The organism is Streptomyces sp. 2A115 (genome assembly GCF_052245575.1).
Lineage (GTDB): Bacteria > Actinomycetota > Actinomycetes > Streptomycetales > Streptomycetaceae > Streptomyces.
The window spans coordinates 299,049-315,218 of sequence record NZ_JBQQCG010000003.1; the positions used below are offsets into that span (position 1 = coordinate 299,049).

Here is a 16,170-nt window from a genome sequence, read left to right on the forward strand (position 1 = left end):
GCCTGTGTCCGTGCCTACCCCTGCGGCAGCGACTCCCCCTGCACCGCCTGCACGTCCAGCTCCACCTTCAGCGTCGTGCCGATTGCCGCGATGCCCGCCTGGAGGACCTGGTTGTAGTTCATGGCGAAGTCCTCGCGGTGGAGTTCCGTCGTCGCCCGGAACGCGGCCCGCGTCCCGCCCCAGGGGTCGGGGCCCGTGCCGAGGTAGGCGAGGTCGAGGTCGACGGGGCGTACGACTCCGTGCATGGTCAGTTCGCCGTGCAGGGTCCAGCGGTCGGAGCCGGCCGAGGTCAGGCCCGTCGAGACGTACGTGATCTCCGGGTGCCGTTCGACGTCCAAGAAGTCCGGTGACTTCAGATGCCCGTCGCGCATGCCGTTCCCGGTGTCGATCGAGTCGGCGCGGATCACCGCCTCCACCCGGGACTTGGTCACCTCGTCGGGTGCGATGTCGATGGAGCCGGCGAACTCCGTGAACCGTCCGTGGACGCTGGAGATGCCCAGGTGCTGGGCGACGGCGCTCACCGAGGAGTGCGCCGGGTCGATGGTCCACGGGCCGGGCGGCGGGAGCTCGGTGCCGCCCTGCCGGGCGAGGGTCACGGTGCCGATCTCGGCCCGGCCGCTCGCCGTGACGATCGCGCTGGAGGCGGTGGGCGCGTACCCGACCGCGGTGACGATCACGGTGTACGCACCGGGAGCGAGGGAGGTCGCGTCCCGCACGACACCTTCGCCGTCGGCTTCGGCCCGCGCCACCTGCGTGCCCGTCATGTCGGTCAGCGTGACGACCGCGTGCGACACGGCCCAGCCGTCCCGCGTACGGATCCGTGCGGTCAGTCCCATTTCACCTAACTCCTCGTAACTCCTCGCGATGACACGCGATGACACGCGATGACACATGATGGGACCGACCCGTGAAGCGCCCTCGCTCTGGACGCGCTCCACGGGCCGGAGTCCGAACTACTCGCCCGGGTGGGCGAGTTCGATGTCGTGGTCGTCCACGCCGCGGCCGTTGACGGTCAGCGCCGTGGCCACCGGCGGGTACCCGGTCGCGATGACCGTGTACTCCCCGCTGTCCAGGTCGGCGAAGGCGTACGCCCCGTCCGCCCCGGTGGTCGCGGTGCCGACCACGTTGCCCGCCGCGTCGACGAGCGTGACCCGGGCGTCGCCCAGCGGCCCGCCGGGTGCCCGTACGACGCCCTGCAGGTGAGCGCCGGAGCTGAGCTCGACCTCGATCCGGGTGACCCCGGTGCCGCCGACCTCCACCATCAGGGCCGAGGGCCGGTGCCCGGCGGCGTTCACCGCGACGGTCACGGGACCCGGCACCAGCTCGGCGAAGGCGAACTCGCCCTGCTCGCCGGTCGTTCCGGTGGCCAGCACGTCACCGCGGACATCGGTCACGATGACCATGGCACCCACGACCTGCTTGCCGCTGCCGGCGTCCTTCACCACACCGCTGAGCCCGCTCGTGCCGCTCAGCAGGATGTCGTACGTGACCGGCTCGCCGTTCACGACGATCGTCGAGGCCTGCGGCTGGAACCCGTCGGCGGAGGCGATCAGCACGTACGAACCCGTGCCGGGCGCGTCCACCGCGTAGGCACCGTCGCCCTGCGCGACCGAGCGGCCCAGCTGCCGGCCCGCGAGGGAGATCAGCGTGACGGCGGCCCGGGGGACGGGCGCGCTTTCGGCGCCGCGCACGAAACCGCGTACCGGAATCCCGCCGTTCCCACCGGGAGTGGACTCGTCGACGGCCACGGTGGCCACGGCGGCGAGCCTCTGCGTGCCGGTGGCGGTGCCGGTGCCGGTGGCGGTGCTCTCGGGCTCGGCCTTCGCCGAAGTCGAAGAGGAGGCGACGGCCCAGCTCGGCACCTTCTCCTCGACCGGGGTGGCAGCCGGGGCCGTGGCAGGAGCCGCGACCGGGGTCCCGGCCTTCTGCTCGGCGGCCTGCGCCAGTCCGCCCTTGGTCCGCAGCGGCACCTCCTTGATGAAGAGGCAGACGACGAGGGCGAGCAGCGCGGCCGGCGCCACATAGAGGAAGACGTCCGCGATGCCGTGGCCGTAGGCGCTCTCCACGAGTGAACGGACCGGTCCGGGCAGCGAGTCGACGTCCGGGATGCTGCTGGAGGTGCTGGAACCGGTGAGCGCGGACGCGTACTTCGGGTCGAGGGCGGACGCCCCGTCCTTGATGTAGTCCGTGATCCGGTGGCTCAGGACCGCGCCGAGCGCGGAGACGCCCACGGCACTGCCGAGCGAGCGGAAGAAGTTCACCGTGGAGCTGGCGGCGCCCAGGTCGCTGGGCTCCACCTGGTTCTGCGTGCACAGCACAAGGTTCTGCATCATCATGCCGACGCCGAGACCCAGCAGGGCCATGAAGACCGACACGCGCCAGTACGGGGTGTCGTACCGGATGGTGCCCAGCAGCCCGAGCCCCGCGGTCAGCAGCACACCGCCGGCGAGCAGCCAGCCCTTCCACCGGCCGGTCCGGGAGATGAACTGCCCGGAGACGGTCGAGGCGATGGCGAGGCCGGCGATCATCGGGATGGTCATGACGCCGGACATGGTCGGCGACTCGTCCCGGGCCAGCTGGAAGTACTGGCTGAAGAAGATGACGCCCACGTACATGGCGATGCCGACGAAGAGGGCGGCGATGGACGCCAGCGTGATGGTGCGGTTGCGGAACAGCCGCAGCGGGATGATCGGCTCGCGCGCCTTGGTCTCGACGAAGACGAAGATCGCGAAAAGGGCGATCGTGCCGCCGACCATCGCGTACGTCGGCGTGGACACCCAGTCGTACTTGTCCCCGGCGAAGGTCACCCAGACCAACAGCAGGCAGACCGCGGCGGTGATGAAGAAGGCGCCGGCCCAGTCGACCTTGGCCTCACGCTTGAGGACCGGCAGGTGCAGGGTCTTCTGCAGCACGATCAGGGCTATCACGGCGAAGGGCACGCCGACGTAGAAGGTCCAGCGCCAGCCGAGCCAGCTGGTGTCGGTGATGACACCGCCGATCAGCGGGCCGCCGACCATTGCGGTGGCGAAGGTGGCGCCGAGGTAGCCGCTGTACCGGCCGCGCTCACGCGGGGAGATCATCGCCGCCATGATGATCTGGGCCAGCGCGGTCAGACCGCCCATGCCAATGCCCTGGATCGCTCGGCACGCGATGAGCATGCCAGGGTTCTGGGCCAGGCCCGCCGCGGCCGAACCGGCCACGAAGATGACGAGGGCCAGCTGGACCAGGAGCTTCTTGGAGAAGAGATCCGCCAGCTTGCCCCATAGCGGGGTGGACGCGGTCATCGTCAGGAGCGACGCCGTCACGACCCAGGTGTACGCGCTCTGCCCGCCGCCGAGGTCGTTGATGATGTCGGGCAGGGCGTTGGACACGATGGTCGACGACAGGATCGCGACGAACATGCCGAGCAGTAGTCCGGTCAGCGCTTCCAGGATCTGCCGGTGCGTCATGGGAGCGCCGTCGGCGGCTCCTCCGCCCCCGTGCTTGGCATGAGCCCGCACACCGGCTGGTGTGGATGTTGCCATGGGCTTCCTTCTCTTCTTTCTCGTCGTGCTTATGCGGGTGTACGGGTGGTCCGCTCGGCAGGCGCAGGCGCAGGCGCAGGCGCAGGCGCAGGCGCAGGTGCGGGTGCAGGCGCAGGTACGGCCGTCGCGGTCGATGCGTGCGCTGGGGGCCGGCAGTCGTCGAAGCTGGCGCGCAGCCGTCCGAGCAGGGCGTTGAGCTGGTCGACCTCGTCGTCGGACCAGTCCGCCAAGTAGTGGGCGAGCGCCTTCATATAGCGCTCGGAGATATCGGCGAGCATGTCCCGTCCGGCAGGGGTGAGCCGCAGGATGCGCGACCGCTTGTCGGCGGGGTCGGGGGACCGGTCGATCCAGCCGAGCTCCGCGACGTGCGCCACGTGCCGGCTCGTCACGGACATGTCGATGGAGAGCAGCTCCGCGAGCCGGCTCATCCGCATCTCGCCGTGCCGGTCGAGCAGCGTGAGCACCGCGGCGGCCCCCGCCGGGCACTCCTGCGGGAGGACCCGGCCAAGGCCCCGCTTCACAGCACCGATGGCGCTGAGCTGTCGGGCCAGCTCCTCGTACTGACGCCGAGCGGCCATCGCACCTCCCTGCTTGCCTGATTCCCTGCGTGGGTCTTCGTTGCTTCAGGCAACCATATAAACTGTTGGTTGTTGCAGGCAAATGAAATTGGCGGGGGCGGCCCTAAAACCTTGGCAAAGGCAAGTATTGGCGAACGTAAACCCGCAGGTGACGCAGGCGGTGGGCAACTGAGCCGATCCGGCGCCTCCGGGGCACTCCCGGGCCGCCCAGGAACCCCTCCCCGTGCACCCGGCACTTGGGTGACCCCCAAACATTCGCTAGGGTCCTGCCCCATGGCAAACACCCAGGGCCCCGAGGGCACCAACGACCCCGCGGGTAGCACCCAGATGTTCCGAGCGTTCGTCGACGACCCGCAGAGCCGTCAGCAGCAGGCGGCCCCCAAGGGTCCCAATGTGGGCCTGATCGTCGGCGTGATCGTGGCCGTGGCGGTCGTGGCCGTGGTCGCCTGGCTCGCGTTCAAGTAGCCCGGGCGTGGAGTAACCAGGCATCGCGTGCCCGGGCTTTGGCGTACCAGGGCACGGCGTACCGGGCACAGTGAAGCCCTACTCCCACCGGACTGACACGTCCCGCGTCTCGATGCGCATGCCCAGCGGTACGCGCCACGCGTCGACGCACACCGTCCAGGTCTTCTCTCTCCGCGTGCCCGGAGCGATCGGCGCGGGAACCTTCTCGCTCGACTCGACGGTCGCCCAGTCGATCCCGAGTGCGCCGATGATGTGCGTCCCGAAGGTCACCGTGCCCGAACGCACCGCCGTGCCACCGGTGTTGCGGAAGCCGACGGTGACCTTCTCGCACCAGCGCTTGTCGGTGGGCTCCCGCTCGGGGTCGCCGACGGAGAGCGCGGCGGGCTCGGGTTCCGCGGGGCGTGCAGGGGAGCCGGTTGCCGCTCCAGGGCCGGAACTCCCGCTCGTACGGCCCGAGTCGCCCTCACCCGGTGACGTCGTACGACCGCCGCCGGGGGCGCCCGGTGCGGCGGCCGCCCCGGGCACGGGTGCGCCGCTCCCGCTCGCCGGGGCGTCGGTCGGTCCCGGACTACGGGACTCCCCGGGCCCCTCGGGGGCTGCCAGGCCCTCCAGCGGCACCAACTCCACGTCCCCCGTGGGCGCCACCGCCCCACCGGACGGAGGGCGCTGCACGGCGACGTAACCGTCCTCGCCGGCCCCGGCGCCGCAGGCGGCGAGCGCCATGGCTGTGGCGCTCAGACAGACGACAGCCGCCGAGGCGCCCCCAAGGGCACCTCGGCGACCACGTATCGACTCTCGGCTCAACCGTCGACGCATCGCGCCAGTGTGGCTGACGACCCGTCAATTATGAACCCTCCGCGGAGTCATCCGTGGAATCCTCCGAGGAGGGTTCAGTGGAGTCCTCCGTGGAGGGTTCAGTGGAGTCCTCAGTCGGAGATCAGGCCCTCCCGCAGCTGGGACAGCGTCCGCGTCAGCAGCCGGGAGACGTGCATCTGGGAGATGCCGACCTCCTCGCCGATCTGAGACTGCGTCATGTTCGCGAAGAAGCGGAGCATGATGATCTGTCGCTCGCGGGGCGGGAGCTTGGCGAGCAGGGGCTTCAGGGACTCGCGGTACTCGACGCCGTCCAGCGCCGTGTCCTCGTACCCGAGGCGGTCCGCGAGGGAGCCCTCGCCGCCGTCGTCCTCGGGGGCCGGCGAGTCCAGCGACGAGGCCGTGTACGCGTTGCCGACCGCGAGGCCGTCGACGACGTCCTCCTCGGACACGCCCAGCACGACCGCGAGTTCGGCGACCGTGGGCGAGCGGTCCAGCTTCTGCGAGAGCTCGTCGCTGGCCTTCGTCAGCGCGAGCCGCAGCTCCTGGAGGCGGCGCGGCACGCGCACCGACCATGACGTGTCCCGGAAGAACCGCTTGATCTCGCCCACGATCGTCGGCATCGCGAACGTCGGGAACTCCACCCCGCGCTCGCAGTCGAAGCGGTCGATCGCCTTGATCAGGCCGATCGTGCCGACCTGGACGATGTCCTCCATCGGCTCGTTGCGCGACCGGAAACGGGCGGACGCGTAACGCACCAGCGGGAGGTTGAGCTCGATGAGTGTGTCTCGTACGTAGGCACGCTCGGGGCTGTTCGCGTCGAGTGCGGCGAGCCGCAGGAACAGGGAGCGGGACAGGGTGCGGGTGTCGATGGCTTCCGACGTCGGGGTGAAGGCCGGGGCTTCCGGAGCCGGGAGATCTGGGGCCGGGAGGTCCGGGGCCGGAACGGCCAGTCCATCAACAACGACACTGTGAAGCGCGTCGGGCGCCGGTTCGCTCTTCGTGAGCGTGAGCACCTTCGAGCTGCCCTGGTCTGCGGACATGCCACCCCCTTTGGGTCGCGGACGGTCGCGGCGGCCGCTCCCGTCGAAGGAACGCAGCCTCCACCTGAATACCGGAGGTGGGGCTGCGGCAAACGCGTCACCGGAAGAATGTCACACGTCGGCAACACGATGTAGTGACATGTCGACACGGAAGAGGTGAATAGGCCCTGGATAAAGGGGGTCTGGCTGTTTTTTGACGCAGAACTGTCGGGAAATGGCCTTAGAGGCGATTCGCTCTCGCGAGCTACGCCTCGATCCTGTTTGCGGATCGCAGCCGGGCGAAGCTGCGGGCGAGCAGCCTTGACACATGCATCTGGGAGACACCCAGTTCGGCACTGATCTGGGACTGCGTCAGGTTGCTGTAGTAGCGCAGCAGCAGAATTCGCTGCTCCCGTTCGGGCAGTTGAACGAGCAGGTGCCGTACGAGGTCCCGGTGCTCCACGCCGTCCAGCGCCGGGTCCTCATAGCCGAGCCGGTCGAGGAGCCCCGGCAGCCCGTCGCCCTCCTGGGCGGCCTCCAGCGAGGTCGCGTGGTACGAGCGTCCGGCCTCGATGCAGGCCAGGACCTCCTCCTCGGTGATCTTCAGCCGCTCGGCGATCTCACCGGTGGTGGGTACGCGTCCGAAGTCCGTCGTCAGGTCCTCCGTGGCGCTGTTCACCTGCACCCACAGCTCGTGCAGCCGACGGGGTACGTGGACCGTGCGGACGTTGTCGCGGAAGTACCGCTTGATCTCGCCGACGACGGTCGGCATCGCGAACGTCGGGAACTGCACGCCGCGGTCCGGGTCGAACCGGTCGATCGCGTTGATCAGCCCGATGGTCCCGACCTGGACGACGTCCTCCATGGGCTCGTTGCGGCTGCGGAAGCGGGCGGCGGCGTACCGGGCGAGCGGGAGGTTCGCCTCGATCAGCGCGGCCCGCACCCGGCCGTGCTGGGGGCTGCCCGGCTCGAGGCGCTTGAGCTCGCCGAAGAGCACCTGCGTCAGCGCACGGGTGTCGGCCCCGCGTCGCCGCTGCGGGCCGGGCTCCTGGGCCTCGTCGGGCCCATCGAGTCTTTCGAGCGCTTGTGGCTTCTCCTGCGGGGTCTCCTGGGATGTCTCCTGCGGTTTCTCCCGGGGCATCTCGTGTGGCTTCTGCTGGGGCGGTGCTTGAGGCGCAGTACTGGCCGGCACGGTCAACTCCACCTCTGGGTCCGTCAAAAAAGTCCGTCAGATCAAATGCGTCAACTCATCGGTCAAAAGCGGTCATAGCATCACAAGACATGTGCACTGTGTGCAAGCACCGCATAGCGTCGTGTTGAGCGTGAGTTGTACGCGAATTGGACGCGAGTTCGGCTGGAGGGGATCTGGAGGAGAGCCGAAGGGGAGCTGGAGATGCAGCCTGGAGGCGTGGCCCAGGACGCGAAACAGCCCCCCGCGGTTCGGGCGAGGGGCTGGGAAGAGCCGGGAAAGGGCTGGGGAGGATCCAGGACTGAGTGCGGGGCCCGGCTCGGCCCGGCTCAGAACTCGTAGTCGGCGATCACCCACGTGGCGAACTCTCGCCACAGCGCGACGCCCGCCTGGTGCGCCGGGTGCTCGAGGTACCGCTTGAGCGCGTCCGTGTCCTCGACCGCCGAGTTGATCGCGAAGTCGTAGGCGATGGGGCGGTCGGTGATGTTCCACTCGCACTCCCAGAACCTCAGCTCGGGGACCTGCCCGCCGAGCGCGCGGAAGCGGGCGACGCCCTCGACGACGCGCGGGTCGTCGCGCTCGACGCCTTCGTTGAGCTTGAAGAGGACCAGATGGCGGATCACGGGCACTCCCGGGGAGTCGGCGGCGACCGCTCGCCCTCGGCTCCAGCCTGGCGCTAGTCCTTGGCCCCGTTGGCGATCCACGTCATGAAGTCACCGACGGACTGAGCGGCACTCGAAATGCCCTCGAACCCTATCTGGACGTAGTCGGCGGCCTTGGCGGGGTCGGTGATGATCACATACAGCGCGAAGACCACGAGCACAAAGACGGCGATCATCTTCGAATTCACCGCCATCGCGGCCTCCCTCGGTAGCTACCACGCCTGTTGGGACCCCTGTTGCCGGCGGCGAGTGTAACCCGAGCACTTGTCCGACGATCTTTTCGAGCACCGCCGAGCGTGGCCTGCGGTGGCTTGTGACCTTTCGCGGCGGCTTGGGGTGGAACGCACGAAGGGCCCCGTCTCTCGACGGGGCCCTTCCGAAGCGGTAGCGGAGGGATTTGAACCCTCGGTGACTTGCGCCACACTCGCTTTCGAGGCGAGCTCCTTCGGCCGCTCGGACACGCTACCGGGAGAGATCCTAGCCCACGTTGGGCCGTGCTCCGAAATCGATATACGGCCGACGATGTGTGGCCGACTGTGTCGGGCCGACGGTGTGGGGGACGACGGTTCAGCGGTCGCGGAAGAAATCCGTGAGCAGCCGGGCGCACTCCTCGTCGAGCACGCCGGCGATCACCTCCGGCCGGTGGTTGAGCCGCCGGTCGCGTACGACGTCCCAGAGGGAACCGGCCGCGCCGGCCTTCTCGTCGCGGGCGCCGTAGACGACGCGGTCCACGCGGGACTGCACGATCGCGCCCGCGCACATCGTGCAGGGTTCGAGCGTGACGACGAGCGTGCAGCCGCCCAGCCGCCATTCCCCGGCCTTCGCGGCGGCCCGGCGGATGGCGAGCACCTCGGCGTGCGCGGTCGGATCGCCGGTCGCCTCACGCTCGTTGTGCCCGGTGGCGAGCACCGTCGTGCCGTCCGCGGACAGCACGACGGCGCCGACGGGGACATCCCCGCCCCGGAGGGCGAGTTCGGCCTCGTCCAGGGCGAGTCGCATCGCGGCCCGCCAGCGGTCGCGTATGGGATCCCGATCCTCCTGGGTGCTCAGCGGACGGTCTCCAGGACCTCCGCCGCTCCCAGGACCTCGGCGATCTCGTTGAGCGCGTCGTTGCTTCCCAGGGCCAGCAGTTCCTTCTCGTCCACGCCGAGGTCGGCGAGGACCTCGCGGTCTCCGATGGGTCCGGACGGCACGGCCTCGCCCGTGGCGGGGGCGCCGACGTCGTCATCGTCGTCGGCCTCGTCCTCCTCGGGTTCACCGTCCTCCGTGCCGTCGAGGTCGAGGGAGTCCAGGTCGGCGACGTCGTCGTCGCCCGGGTCCCTTCCGAGTAGTTCGTCCGTGAGCAGGATCTCGCCGTACGAGCTGCGGGCAGCGGCAGAGGCGTCCGAAACGTAGATACGAGGGTCCTCCTCGCCGTCCACGCGGACGACGCCGAACCACGCGTCCTCCTGCTCGATGAGTACGAGCACCGTGTCGTCTTCGGTCGAAGCCTCACGGGCCAGGTCGGTCAGATCCGACAGGGTCTCCACATCGTCGAGCTCTGTGTCGCTCGCTTCCCACCCGTCTTCGGTGCGCGCGAGCAGTGCGGCGAAGTACACCGTGACTCTCCCACTGGTCATAGGCGTGCCGGTTGGGGGTCCCCCCGGCGGAGGTTGTGGGCGGGAGTGCTGCTCCGAGCCCCGCCCACTCGGAATCGTGGCAGAAACAGAGCGATCAGGAGAGGTCTTCGGCTCGCTGTGTCCCGGTCGCGTCTCCGCGACCGGACGCGTGGAGCGCGTGTCACGCCACCGCATGGCCTCACCTGGGCGCTCAGCACCCGCCGACAGCGGGATCGTACGCCGCGATGACCTCCGGTTCGTACGCGGCTTTCCGAAGGGATGCCGGTGGGTTGGCTTGCGTGGGCTGTGCGAGGGTTCCGATGGGGTGCGTGGTGTCGCCTGGACGGGGGTTTCGACGGGGGCGTGGTGGCTGCGTGCCCCTGGGTGGTGGGTGGGTGAGTGGGTCTTGAGGTCGTGCGCAGACTGTCGGCGCGTCGCGGGGCAGGGGGGGGTCCGCGTACTCGCGACTACCAGCGGAATGTGCGCATACGCATGGCGTGGCGCAGCCGGGCGGCCTTGGCGCGGCGCGGCTGCACGCGGTCGCGCAGCTCGCGTGCCTCCGTGAGTTCCCGCAGGAACTGGGCCCGCCTGCGGCGCCGCTCGGCGTCGGTTTCCGGTGGGGCGGCTCCGGCGGATGCCTGTGGGCCGGGGGCCGGGGCCGGCCGCTCACGGGCTCGGCGGGGCTCTTGCCGTGCGGACGCGGGGCGGGGCGTGTCGCGGGGGGCGGGGCCCTTGGCGTTGGTTTCCCGCAGGTCCGGGCCCGGACCTGCGCTCGGGGCCAGGCCGGTGTCCCGATGTCCGGGGGCGCCGCCGGAAGCCTCGCGTGGCATGGGCGGGGCGCCGGAGGCTTCGCGCGGGGCGAGTCCTTCGCGCGCCTCCCGCGGGTTGATGCCGCCGCGCGCTTCTCCCGGTGTGAGCCCTCCGGTGGTCTTCCGCGATTCAGGTCCGCCGGGTGATTCCCGGCGCGTGGGCCGGTCGGTGGGGCCCCACCGGGGACGGTCTTCCGAGTTCGCGTGCCGCATAGGTCACCACCCCAGTCCGTCCCTCCCACTTTCCCCCTGACGGGCGGTTTGATGCCAGCGCGCGACTGATGAGGGCCCCGATACGCTTGCCGCATGCGTCTCCACGTCGTCGACCACCCTCTGGTCGCTCATAAGCTCACCACGCTGCGCGACCGCCGCACCGACTCCGCGACCTTCCGGCGACTCGCCGACGAGCTGGTCACCCTGCTCGCCTACGAGGCCACCCGGGACGTGCGCACCGAGCAGGTCGACATCGTGACCCCGGTGGCCGGGACCACGGGCGTCAAGCTGTCCCACCCGCGCCCCCTCGTCGTACCGATCCTGCGGGCCGGACTCGGCATGCTCGACGGGATGATGCGCCTGCTGCCGACCGCCGAGGTGGGCTTCATGGGCATGGTCCGCGACGAGGAGACGCTCCAGGCGTCCACGTACGCGACCCGCATGCCGGAGGACCTCTCCGGCCGCCAGGTGTACGTACTCGACCCGATGCTCGCCACCGGCGGCACCCTCGTCGCGGCGATCCGCGAGCTGATCAAGCGCGGCGCCGACGACGTGACGGCCGTGGTGCTCCTAGCCGCGCCCGAGGGCGTCGAGGTCATGGAGCGCGAGCTCGCGGGCACACCGGTGACGGTCGTGACCGCGTCGGTCGACGAGCGCCTCAACGAGCACGGCTACATCGTGCCGGGCCTCGGAGACGCGGGGGACCGGCTGTACGGGGCTGCTGAGTAGCTTCCCTTACGGCTTCCAACGGGGGCTGTTCAGCAGCTCTGCTTCGTCTCTGAGGGCGTCGGCGCGGGCTTGGCCAGGGTGGTCAGGGCCTTGTCGGCGTCCTCCTTCTTCGTCAGCGCCTTGAAGGCGGTGCCGAGGATGAGGTCGACCTCGGCGGGCTTCGTACGGCCGTCGGTCTTCAGCTGGGCGCCGGGGAGCTGGGTGCCGAGGACGGGCAGCGCGGTGTCGGCGGCCGTCTTGGCGCCGAGCAGTATCCCGGTGCTCTTGACCTTCTTGTCGTACGCCTTCGTCGCGTTGCCGACCTCACCGACCTTGAAGCCGCGCTTCTTCAGCTCGTCCGCGGTGCTCTTGGCGAGGCCGCTGCGGGGCGTGGCGTTGAGGACGTTCACGGTGATCTGGCCGGGCTTGGGCACGGCTTTGACCGGGGTCGCGGACGGCGAGGGAGAGGCCGTGCAGTCCGCTGCCCGGCTTGCCGCCGAGGCGTTGTCGCCGTTGCCCGTGAAGACGTCGATGAGCTGCAGCGTTCCCCAGCCGATCAGTCCGAGCGCGGCGACAGAGGCGACGACCGCGAGCACGATCCTGCGGCGCCCCCGGTTTCTGCGCATCCGTGGGTACTTGTCCCCCGTGATTTTGTACTGGCCGCCCATGCCAGGGGGAGTCAGCATGCTCATGGGCGCAGCGTAGTGCGCTTGGGCGACGATGCCTACTAGATGATCATTGCCGGGCGCTCAGTCCAACCCGAAAGGGGCAACGGCCGCATGATGAGGGGTCGATTGTCTTCAGTGAGTGAGCCGAAGGGTCTCGACACAGGCTTCTGCGCCCCGGAGGCGAACCGAGCTCCAAAAAATCAGTCGAGTTCCAGGACGCGGGCGTGGAGTACCTGGCGCTGCTGGAGCGCGGCGCGGACCGCGCGGTGCAGGCCGTCCTCCAGGTACAGGTCGCCCTGCCACTTCACGACGTGCGCGAAGAGGTCGCCGTAGAACGTGGAGTCCTCGGCGAGCAGCGTTTCCAGGTCGAGCTGGCCCTTGGTCGTCACCAACTGATCGAGGCGGACCGGGCGCGGCGCGACATCCGCCCACTGCCGGGTGCTTTCCCGGCCGTGGTCGGGGTACGGCCGGCCGTTTCCGATGCGCTTGAAGATCACACGGAAAGCCTACCGGCCAAGAGCTTCCGGGCGCAGCCATGACGGCGGAGTGCACCGCTGGAAATGATGGAGCAAATACGGGCAAACCGGTGATTCTTCGAGATCGCCTGTTCATGATCGGTTCGGATGCAGAGTCGGGCCAAACGGGATTGATGGGTCGAAATGCCACGAACAGCTAGGAGCGAGGACGTCACGTGAGGACGTCACGTGACGCCGACATGCGACGGCGACACGCGACGGCGACACGTGACGACTTCGGGCCCGCGGGGAACCGCGCCACAAAAGCAGAGCCCCGGCGTATCCGCTTCAGAGCGACCGCGGAGCGTACCGCGCCCGCTTCCGCAGCTGTGCGGCCGTGATGATCTCGGTGATTCCGAGGGCGAGCAGCCAGCAGCCGCCGACGAGGGTCAGGACCGCTACCGACTCGAAGGGCGAGACGATCAGGACGACGCCGGCGAGGAAACTGAGGACGCCGAGGAGGATCTGCCAGCCACGGGCGGGTACCGAGGGGTCGGACGCGGCGGCCAGTGTCTGTGTGACGCCGCGGAACAGCCAGCCGATGCCGATCCACAACGCCAGCAGCAGGATCGACTGCATGGCCCCGCGGAAGCAGAAGAGGCCCAGCAGGATCGACAGCGCTCCGCTGATGAAGGCCATGACGCGCAGGGACGTCGCCGCGTGCGTACCGAAGGCGGAGACCAGTTGGAGTACGCCGCTGAAGACCAGGTAGAGCCCGAAGAGCACGCCCGCGGCGAGCAGCGTCGCCTTCGGCCAGACCAGGACCATGATCCCGAGCGCCAGTGCCGCGATCCCGGCCACCAGTACAGCCTGCCAGGCAGCACGCGCGAGGAGACGCAGGGGGCCTTCAGGCCCGTCGAGCCGGTCCGGCCGGTGGGGGTCGCGGGCCGCGTGGACTCGCCGGTCGTCGTATTCCGGCCCCCACGGGGCCCCGCTCGGTACCTCGGCCATGCCCCATGCTCAGTCCGCCACCGACCCCCCTGCCACTCGGGACAGCCAGGCGAGTTGCCGGGGGAGAAGGGAGCGGGCCGACGGGAGCCCTCTTGCCCTGAGCCCTACTCCCCCGGGGCCTGCCGGAGGCCTCCTCACACCGACTTGCCGGAGGACTTCGCCGCCTTGGCCGCCGCCTTCATCTCCTGTTTGTGGGCCCGCACCTTCGCCAGTGACTCCGGGCCGGTGATGTCCGCGACCGAGCGGAAGGACTTCGGTTCGCCGTACGGGCCGGCGGCCTCGCGCCAGCCCTGAGGGCGGGCGCCGAGTTGTTTGCCGAGGAGGGCGAGGAAGATCTGGGCCTTCTGGGGACCGAAGCCGGGGAGGTCCTTGAGGCGGCGGAGGAGTTCGTCGCCTGTCTCCACGCCTTCCCAGACCGCCGCCGCGTTCCCGGTGTAGTGCTCGACGAGGTACTGGCACAGCTGTTGGATCCGCTTGGCCATCGAACCGGGATAGCGGTGCACCGCGGGCCTCGTGGCGAGGAGTGCGGCGAAGGCCTCGGGGTCGTACGTCGCGATCTCGTGCGCGTCGAGATCATCCGTGCCGAGCCGCTGGGCGATCGCGTACGGGCCCGAGAACGCCCACTCCATCGGAATCTGCTGGTCCAGCAGCATTCCGACGAGCGCGGCCAGCGGACTGCGCCCGAGGAGTTCGTCGGCCTCGGGCTGCTGAGCGAGGTGAAGGGTCACGTTCATACCCCGATGATCGCCCCAGTCACACACTCCCGCACGAACGCACGCGGCTCAGCTCTCCCGCCAGTACCCCAACGCGCTCACCCGCTGCTTCGGCACCGACAGCTCCTACCGGCCGCCGATGCCGGAACCGAGGGGCGTCGCCGGGACGTGGATACGTTCCCGAAGGCGGTGCGGCGCTCGGCGAGACGCGCGGCGTCCCGTGTGCCGTGCCGCGCGTCCGGACCGGGATGACGCATCGACGACTCCTCGTGGGGCATGGTCGGTAGGTGGTCCATCACATCACTCCAGAAGCCCTGGCCGCCCACTACCAGTTGGAGCCCATCCCCAGGGAAGGCGGTCGCTTCCGCCAGACCTGGGCGGGCCCGGAACGGCCCGACGGCCGCCCCGAGGGGACCGCGATCGTGGTCCTGCTGACCTCGGAACCCGGTGACTTCTCGGCGCTGCACCGGCTCCCGTCCGACGAGACCTGGCACTTCTACCTGGGAGATCCCCTGGAGATGCTGCTGCTGTCCCCCGACGGCACGTCCCGTACGGGCGTTCTCGGCCCCGACGTCGTCGGCGGCCAGCATCTCCAGTTGACCGTGCCCGCCGGCACCTGGATGGGCGCGCGGGTCGCCGGGGACGGGGCCTGGTCGTTCTTCGGGTGCACGATGGCGCCGGGATTCACGTACGGCGGGTACGAGCACGGCGACGCGGCGGAACTCACCGCCCGCTACCCGGCGGAGGCCGCGCGCATCGCCGCGCTGAGCCGTCCGTGAGCGCGGTGAGCGGTGTCGGCGGCGGGCTGCTCGACGGGCAGGTGGCGCTGGTGACCGGGGCCGGCGGTGGCATCGGACGGGGGATCGCGCTGCGGTTCGCGCAGGCGGGGGCGGCGGTGGCCGTTCACTACCGCACGAACGAGGAGGCGGCGCACGACGTCGTCGGTCTCATCGCCGGCTCGGGCGGGCGCGCGGTGGCCCTGCGGGCAGATCTGACCGTGGAGTCCGAGTGCCGGCGCGTGGTGCGCGAGGCGGCCGACTGGGGCGGTGGTGTGCTCACGGCCCTGGTCAACAACGCGGGCGTACAGCCGGTTCAGGAGCTGCCCGGGATGACGGTCGACGACTGGCGGGCGGTGGTCGACGCCAACGTGTCGAGCGTGTTCGCGTGTACGCAGGCGGCGGCGGACGTGATGCGTGGCATGCGTGACGGGAGCGGTGAAAGGGGTCAGAGAGCTGAGGGGGGTGCGGTCGGCGGGCCTGTGGGCAGCGTCACCCACATCGCCTCCATCGAGGCCACACACCCCGCGCCCCTGCACGCCCACTACTCCGCGTCCAAGGCGGCCGTCGTCATGCACGCGCGCTCGGCGGCGCTGGAGTACGGTCCCTACGGCATCCGCGTCAACACCGTCTCTCCGGGGCTGATCGACCGCGAGGGCCTGGCGCAGGCCTGGCCGGACGGCGTACGCCGCTGGCAACAGGCCGTTCCGGCCGGAAGGTTGGGGCACCCGGAGGACGTGGGCGACGCCTGTGTGTTCCTCGCCTCGCCGATGGCCTCGTGGATCACGGGACACGACCTGGTCGTGGACGGAGGGGTGTCGGCACGACCGACGTGGTGAGCGTGCCCCTGACCGGGCGCGATGGGTGCGGGCGGCATTGAGCGAGGTGCCGCGTACATCCGTACTCCCGAACAGGCAGAGCGAAGGTGCACGGGAGAGGGCACGAGGAGAGGGAGAGGCGACGTGG

At 70.0% G+C, this 16,170-nt stretch carries 19 protein-coding genes and 1 tRNA gene; 4 read left to right on the plus strand and 16 right to left on the minus strand.

Annotation, left to right across the window (positions count from 1 at the left end):
* Window positions 1-14: 14 nt before the first annotated feature.
* From ACTWQR_RS04485 to ACTWQR_RS04495, 3 genes are all read right to left on the minus strand, one after another.
* Window positions 15-836: a YceI family protein gene (locus ACTWQR_RS04485; RefSeq protein WP_443225537.1), complete on the minus strand. Its 822-nt coding sequence runs from the start codon at window positions 834-836 to the stop codon at window positions 15-17.
* 117 nt (window positions 837-953) lie between these two features.
* Window positions 954-3,524, minus strand: a complete 2,571-nt coding sequence (locus ACTWQR_RS04490) for an MFS transporter (protein ID WP_443225538.1) — start codon at window positions 3,522-3,524, stop codon at window positions 954-956.
* A gap of 29 nt (window positions 3,525-3,553) precedes the next feature.
* A complete protein-coding gene (locus ACTWQR_RS04495; RefSeq protein WP_443225539.1) occupies window positions 3,554-4,102 on the minus strand; it encodes a MarR family winged helix-turn-helix transcriptional regulator in 549 nt (182 codons plus the stop codon).
* Between the two features lie 273 nt (window positions 4,103-4,375).
* Between ACTWQR_RS04495 and ACTWQR_RS04500 the strand changes: the two genes are divergently transcribed.
* Window positions 4,376-4,567, plus strand: a complete 192-nt coding sequence (locus tag ACTWQR_RS04500) for a hypothetical protein (protein ID WP_443225540.1) — start codon at window positions 4,376-4,378, stop codon at window positions 4,565-4,567.
* 78 nt (window positions 4,568-4,645) lie between these two features.
* On the opposite strand, the gene ACTWQR_RS04505 is transcribed toward ACTWQR_RS04500, so the two are convergent.
* The 9 genes from ACTWQR_RS04505 to ACTWQR_RS04545 all read right to left on the minus strand — a co-directional run bounded on the left by ACTWQR_RS04505 (window position 4,646) and on the right by ACTWQR_RS04545 (window position 10,681).
* Window positions 4,646-5,290, minus strand: coding sequence for a hypothetical protein (locus tag ACTWQR_RS04505; RefSeq protein ID WP_443225541.1), 645 nt, complete (start codon window positions 5,288-5,290; stop codon window positions 4,646-4,648).
* A gap of 203 nt (window positions 5,291-5,493) precedes the next feature.
* Window positions 5,494-6,423 carry an RNA polymerase sigma factor SigF gene (locus ACTWQR_RS04510; protein ID WP_443225542.1) on the minus strand — a complete coding sequence of 310 codons (930 nt, stop codon included), beginning with the start codon at window positions 6,421-6,423 and terminating at the stop codon, window positions 5,494-5,496.
* A gap of 244 nt (window positions 6,424-6,667) precedes the next feature.
* Window positions 6,668-7,543: an RNA polymerase sigma factor SigF gene (locus ACTWQR_RS04515; protein WP_443225543.1), complete on the minus strand. Its 876-nt coding sequence runs from the start codon at window positions 7,541-7,543 to the stop codon at window positions 6,668-6,670.
* A gap of 377 nt (window positions 7,544-7,920) precedes the next feature.
* Window positions 7,921-8,214: a Dabb family protein gene (locus ACTWQR_RS04520; RefSeq protein ID WP_443225544.1), complete on the minus strand. Its 294-nt coding sequence runs from the start codon at window positions 8,212-8,214 to the stop codon at window positions 7,921-7,923.
* Window positions 8,215-8,267: 53 nt separating this feature from the next.
* Window positions 8,268-8,447 carry a hypothetical protein gene (locus ACTWQR_RS04525; RefSeq protein ID WP_443225545.1) on the minus strand — a complete coding sequence of 60 codons (180 nt, stop codon included), beginning with the start codon at window positions 8,445-8,447 and terminating at the stop codon, window positions 8,268-8,270.
* A 188-nt stretch (window positions 8,448-8,635) separates the two neighbouring features.
* Window positions 8,636-8,720, minus strand: a tRNA-Ser gene (locus ACTWQR_RS04530).
* Window positions 8,721-8,820: 100 nt separating this feature from the next.
* Window positions 8,821-9,252, minus strand: coding sequence for a tRNA adenosine(34) deaminase TadA (gene tadA, locus ACTWQR_RS04535; protein WP_443225546.1), 432 nt, complete (start codon window positions 9,250-9,252; stop codon window positions 8,821-8,823).
* A 47-nt stretch (window positions 9,253-9,299) separates the two neighbouring features.
* Complete coding sequence (locus ACTWQR_RS04540) at window positions 9,300-9,851, minus strand: tRNA adenosine deaminase-associated protein (RefSeq protein ID WP_443225584.1); 552 nt, start codon at window positions 9,849-9,851, stop codon at window positions 9,300-9,302.
* 467 nt (window positions 9,852-10,318) lie between these two features.
* Window positions 10,319-10,681 carry a hypothetical protein gene (locus ACTWQR_RS04545; RefSeq protein WP_443225547.1) on the minus strand — a complete coding sequence of 121 codons (363 nt, stop codon included), beginning with the start codon at window positions 10,679-10,681 and terminating at the stop codon, window positions 10,319-10,321.
* Window positions 10,682-10,966: 285 nt separating this feature from the next.
* Between ACTWQR_RS04545 and upp the strand changes: the two genes are divergently transcribed.
* Entirely contained in the window at window positions 10,967-11,602 is a 636-nt protein-coding gene (gene upp / locus ACTWQR_RS04550) for a uracil phosphoribosyltransferase (RefSeq protein WP_443225548.1), read from the plus strand.
* 29 nt (window positions 11,603-11,631) lie between these two features.
* Here upp and ACTWQR_RS04555 read toward each other — a convergent pair whose 3' ends face one another.
* The 4 genes from ACTWQR_RS04555 to ACTWQR_RS04570 all read right to left on the minus strand — a co-directional run bounded on the left by ACTWQR_RS04555 (window position 11,632) and on the right by ACTWQR_RS04570 (window position 14,449).
* Complete coding sequence (locus ACTWQR_RS04555) at window positions 11,632-12,273, minus strand: LytR C-terminal domain-containing protein (protein ID WP_443225549.1); 642 nt, start codon at window positions 12,271-12,273, stop codon at window positions 11,632-11,634.
* Window positions 12,274-12,449: 176 nt separating this feature from the next.
* A complete protein-coding gene (locus ACTWQR_RS04560; protein WP_003999914.1) occupies window positions 12,450-12,746 on the minus strand; it encodes a type II toxin-antitoxin system VapB family antitoxin in 297 nt (98 codons plus the stop codon).
* A gap of 306 nt (window positions 12,747-13,052) precedes the next feature.
* Window positions 13,053-13,715 carry an HdeD family acid-resistance protein gene (locus tag ACTWQR_RS04565; protein ID WP_443225550.1) on the minus strand — a complete coding sequence of 221 codons (663 nt, stop codon included), beginning with the start codon at window positions 13,713-13,715 and terminating at the stop codon, window positions 13,053-13,055.
* Between the two features lie 134 nt (window positions 13,716-13,849).
* Window positions 13,850-14,449, minus strand: a complete 600-nt coding sequence (locus ACTWQR_RS04570; RefSeq protein WP_443225551.1) for an HhH-GPD-type base excision DNA repair protein — start codon at window positions 14,447-14,449, stop codon at window positions 13,850-13,852.
* Window positions 14,450-14,727: 278 nt separating this feature from the next.
* On the opposite strand from ACTWQR_RS04570, the gene ACTWQR_RS04575 reads away from it, so the two are divergent.
* The gene (locus ACTWQR_RS04575; RefSeq protein ID WP_443225585.1) at window positions 14,728-15,207 is read left to right on the plus strand and encodes a cupin domain-containing protein; all 480 of its coding nucleotides are present in this window, start codon (window positions 14,728-14,730) and stop codon (window positions 15,205-15,207) included.
* A complete protein-coding gene (locus ACTWQR_RS04580) occupies window positions 15,204-16,043 on the plus strand; it encodes an SDR family NAD(P)-dependent oxidoreductase (protein WP_443225552.1) in 840 nt (279 codons plus the stop codon). Before ACTWQR_RS04575 ends, ACTWQR_RS04580 begins: the two co-directional genes overlap by 4 nt.
* Window positions 16,044-16,170 lie beyond the last annotated feature (127 nt).

Bases quoted from the DNA above. Each gene is read 5' to 3' on its own strand.
- ACTWQR_RS04485 (WP_443225537.1), bottom strand. From the start codon at position 836: ATGGGACTGACCGCACGGATCCGTACGCGGGACGGCTGGGCCGTGTCG.
- ACTWQR_RS04490 (WP_443225538.1), bottom strand. From the start codon at position 3,524: ATGGCAACATCCACACCAGCCGGTGTGCGGGCTCATGCCAAGCACGGG.
- ACTWQR_RS04495 (WP_443225539.1), bottom strand. From the start codon at position 4,102: ATGGCCGCTCGGCGTCAGTACGAGGAGCTGGCCCGACAGCTCAGCGCC.
- ACTWQR_RS04500 (WP_443225540.1), top strand. From the start codon at position 4,376: ATGGCAAACACCCAGGGCCCCGAGGGCACCAACGACCCCGCGGGTAGC.
- ACTWQR_RS04505 (WP_443225541.1), bottom strand. From the start codon at position 5,290: ATGGCGCTCGCCGCCTGCGGCGCCGGGGCCGGCGAGGACGGTTACGTC.
- ACTWQR_RS04510 (WP_443225542.1), bottom strand. From the start codon at position 6,423: ATGTCCGCAGACCAGGGCAGCTCGAAGGTGCTCACGCTCACGAAGAGC.
- ACTWQR_RS04515 (WP_443225543.1), bottom strand. From the start codon at position 7,543: ATGCCCCGGGAGAAACCGCAGGAGACATCCCAGGAGACCCCGCAGGAG.
- ACTWQR_RS04525 (WP_443225545.1), bottom strand. From the start codon at position 8,447: ATGGCGGTGAATTCGAAGATGATCGCCGTCTTTGTGCTCGTGGTCTTC.
- tadA (WP_443225546.1), bottom strand. From the start codon at position 9,252: ATGCGACTCGCCCTGGACGAGGCCGAACTCGCCCTCCGGGGCGGGGAT.
- ACTWQR_RS04545 (WP_443225547.1), bottom strand. From the start codon at position 10,681: ATGCCACGCGAGGCTTCCGGCGGCGCCCCCGGACATCGGGACACCGGC.
- upp (WP_443225548.1), top strand. From the start codon at position 10,967: ATGCGTCTCCACGTCGTCGACCACCCTCTGGTCGCTCATAAGCTCACC.
- ACTWQR_RS04555 (WP_443225549.1), bottom strand. From the start codon at position 12,273: ATGAGCATGCTGACTCCCCCTGGCATGGGCGGCCAGTACAAAATCACG.
- ACTWQR_RS04565 (WP_443225550.1), bottom strand. From the start codon at position 13,715: ATGGCCGAGGTACCGAGCGGGGCCCCGTGGGGGCCGGAATACGACGAC.
- ACTWQR_RS04570 (WP_443225551.1), bottom strand. From the start codon at position 14,449: ATGAACGTGACCCTTCACCTCGCTCAGCAGCCCGAGGCCGACGAACTC.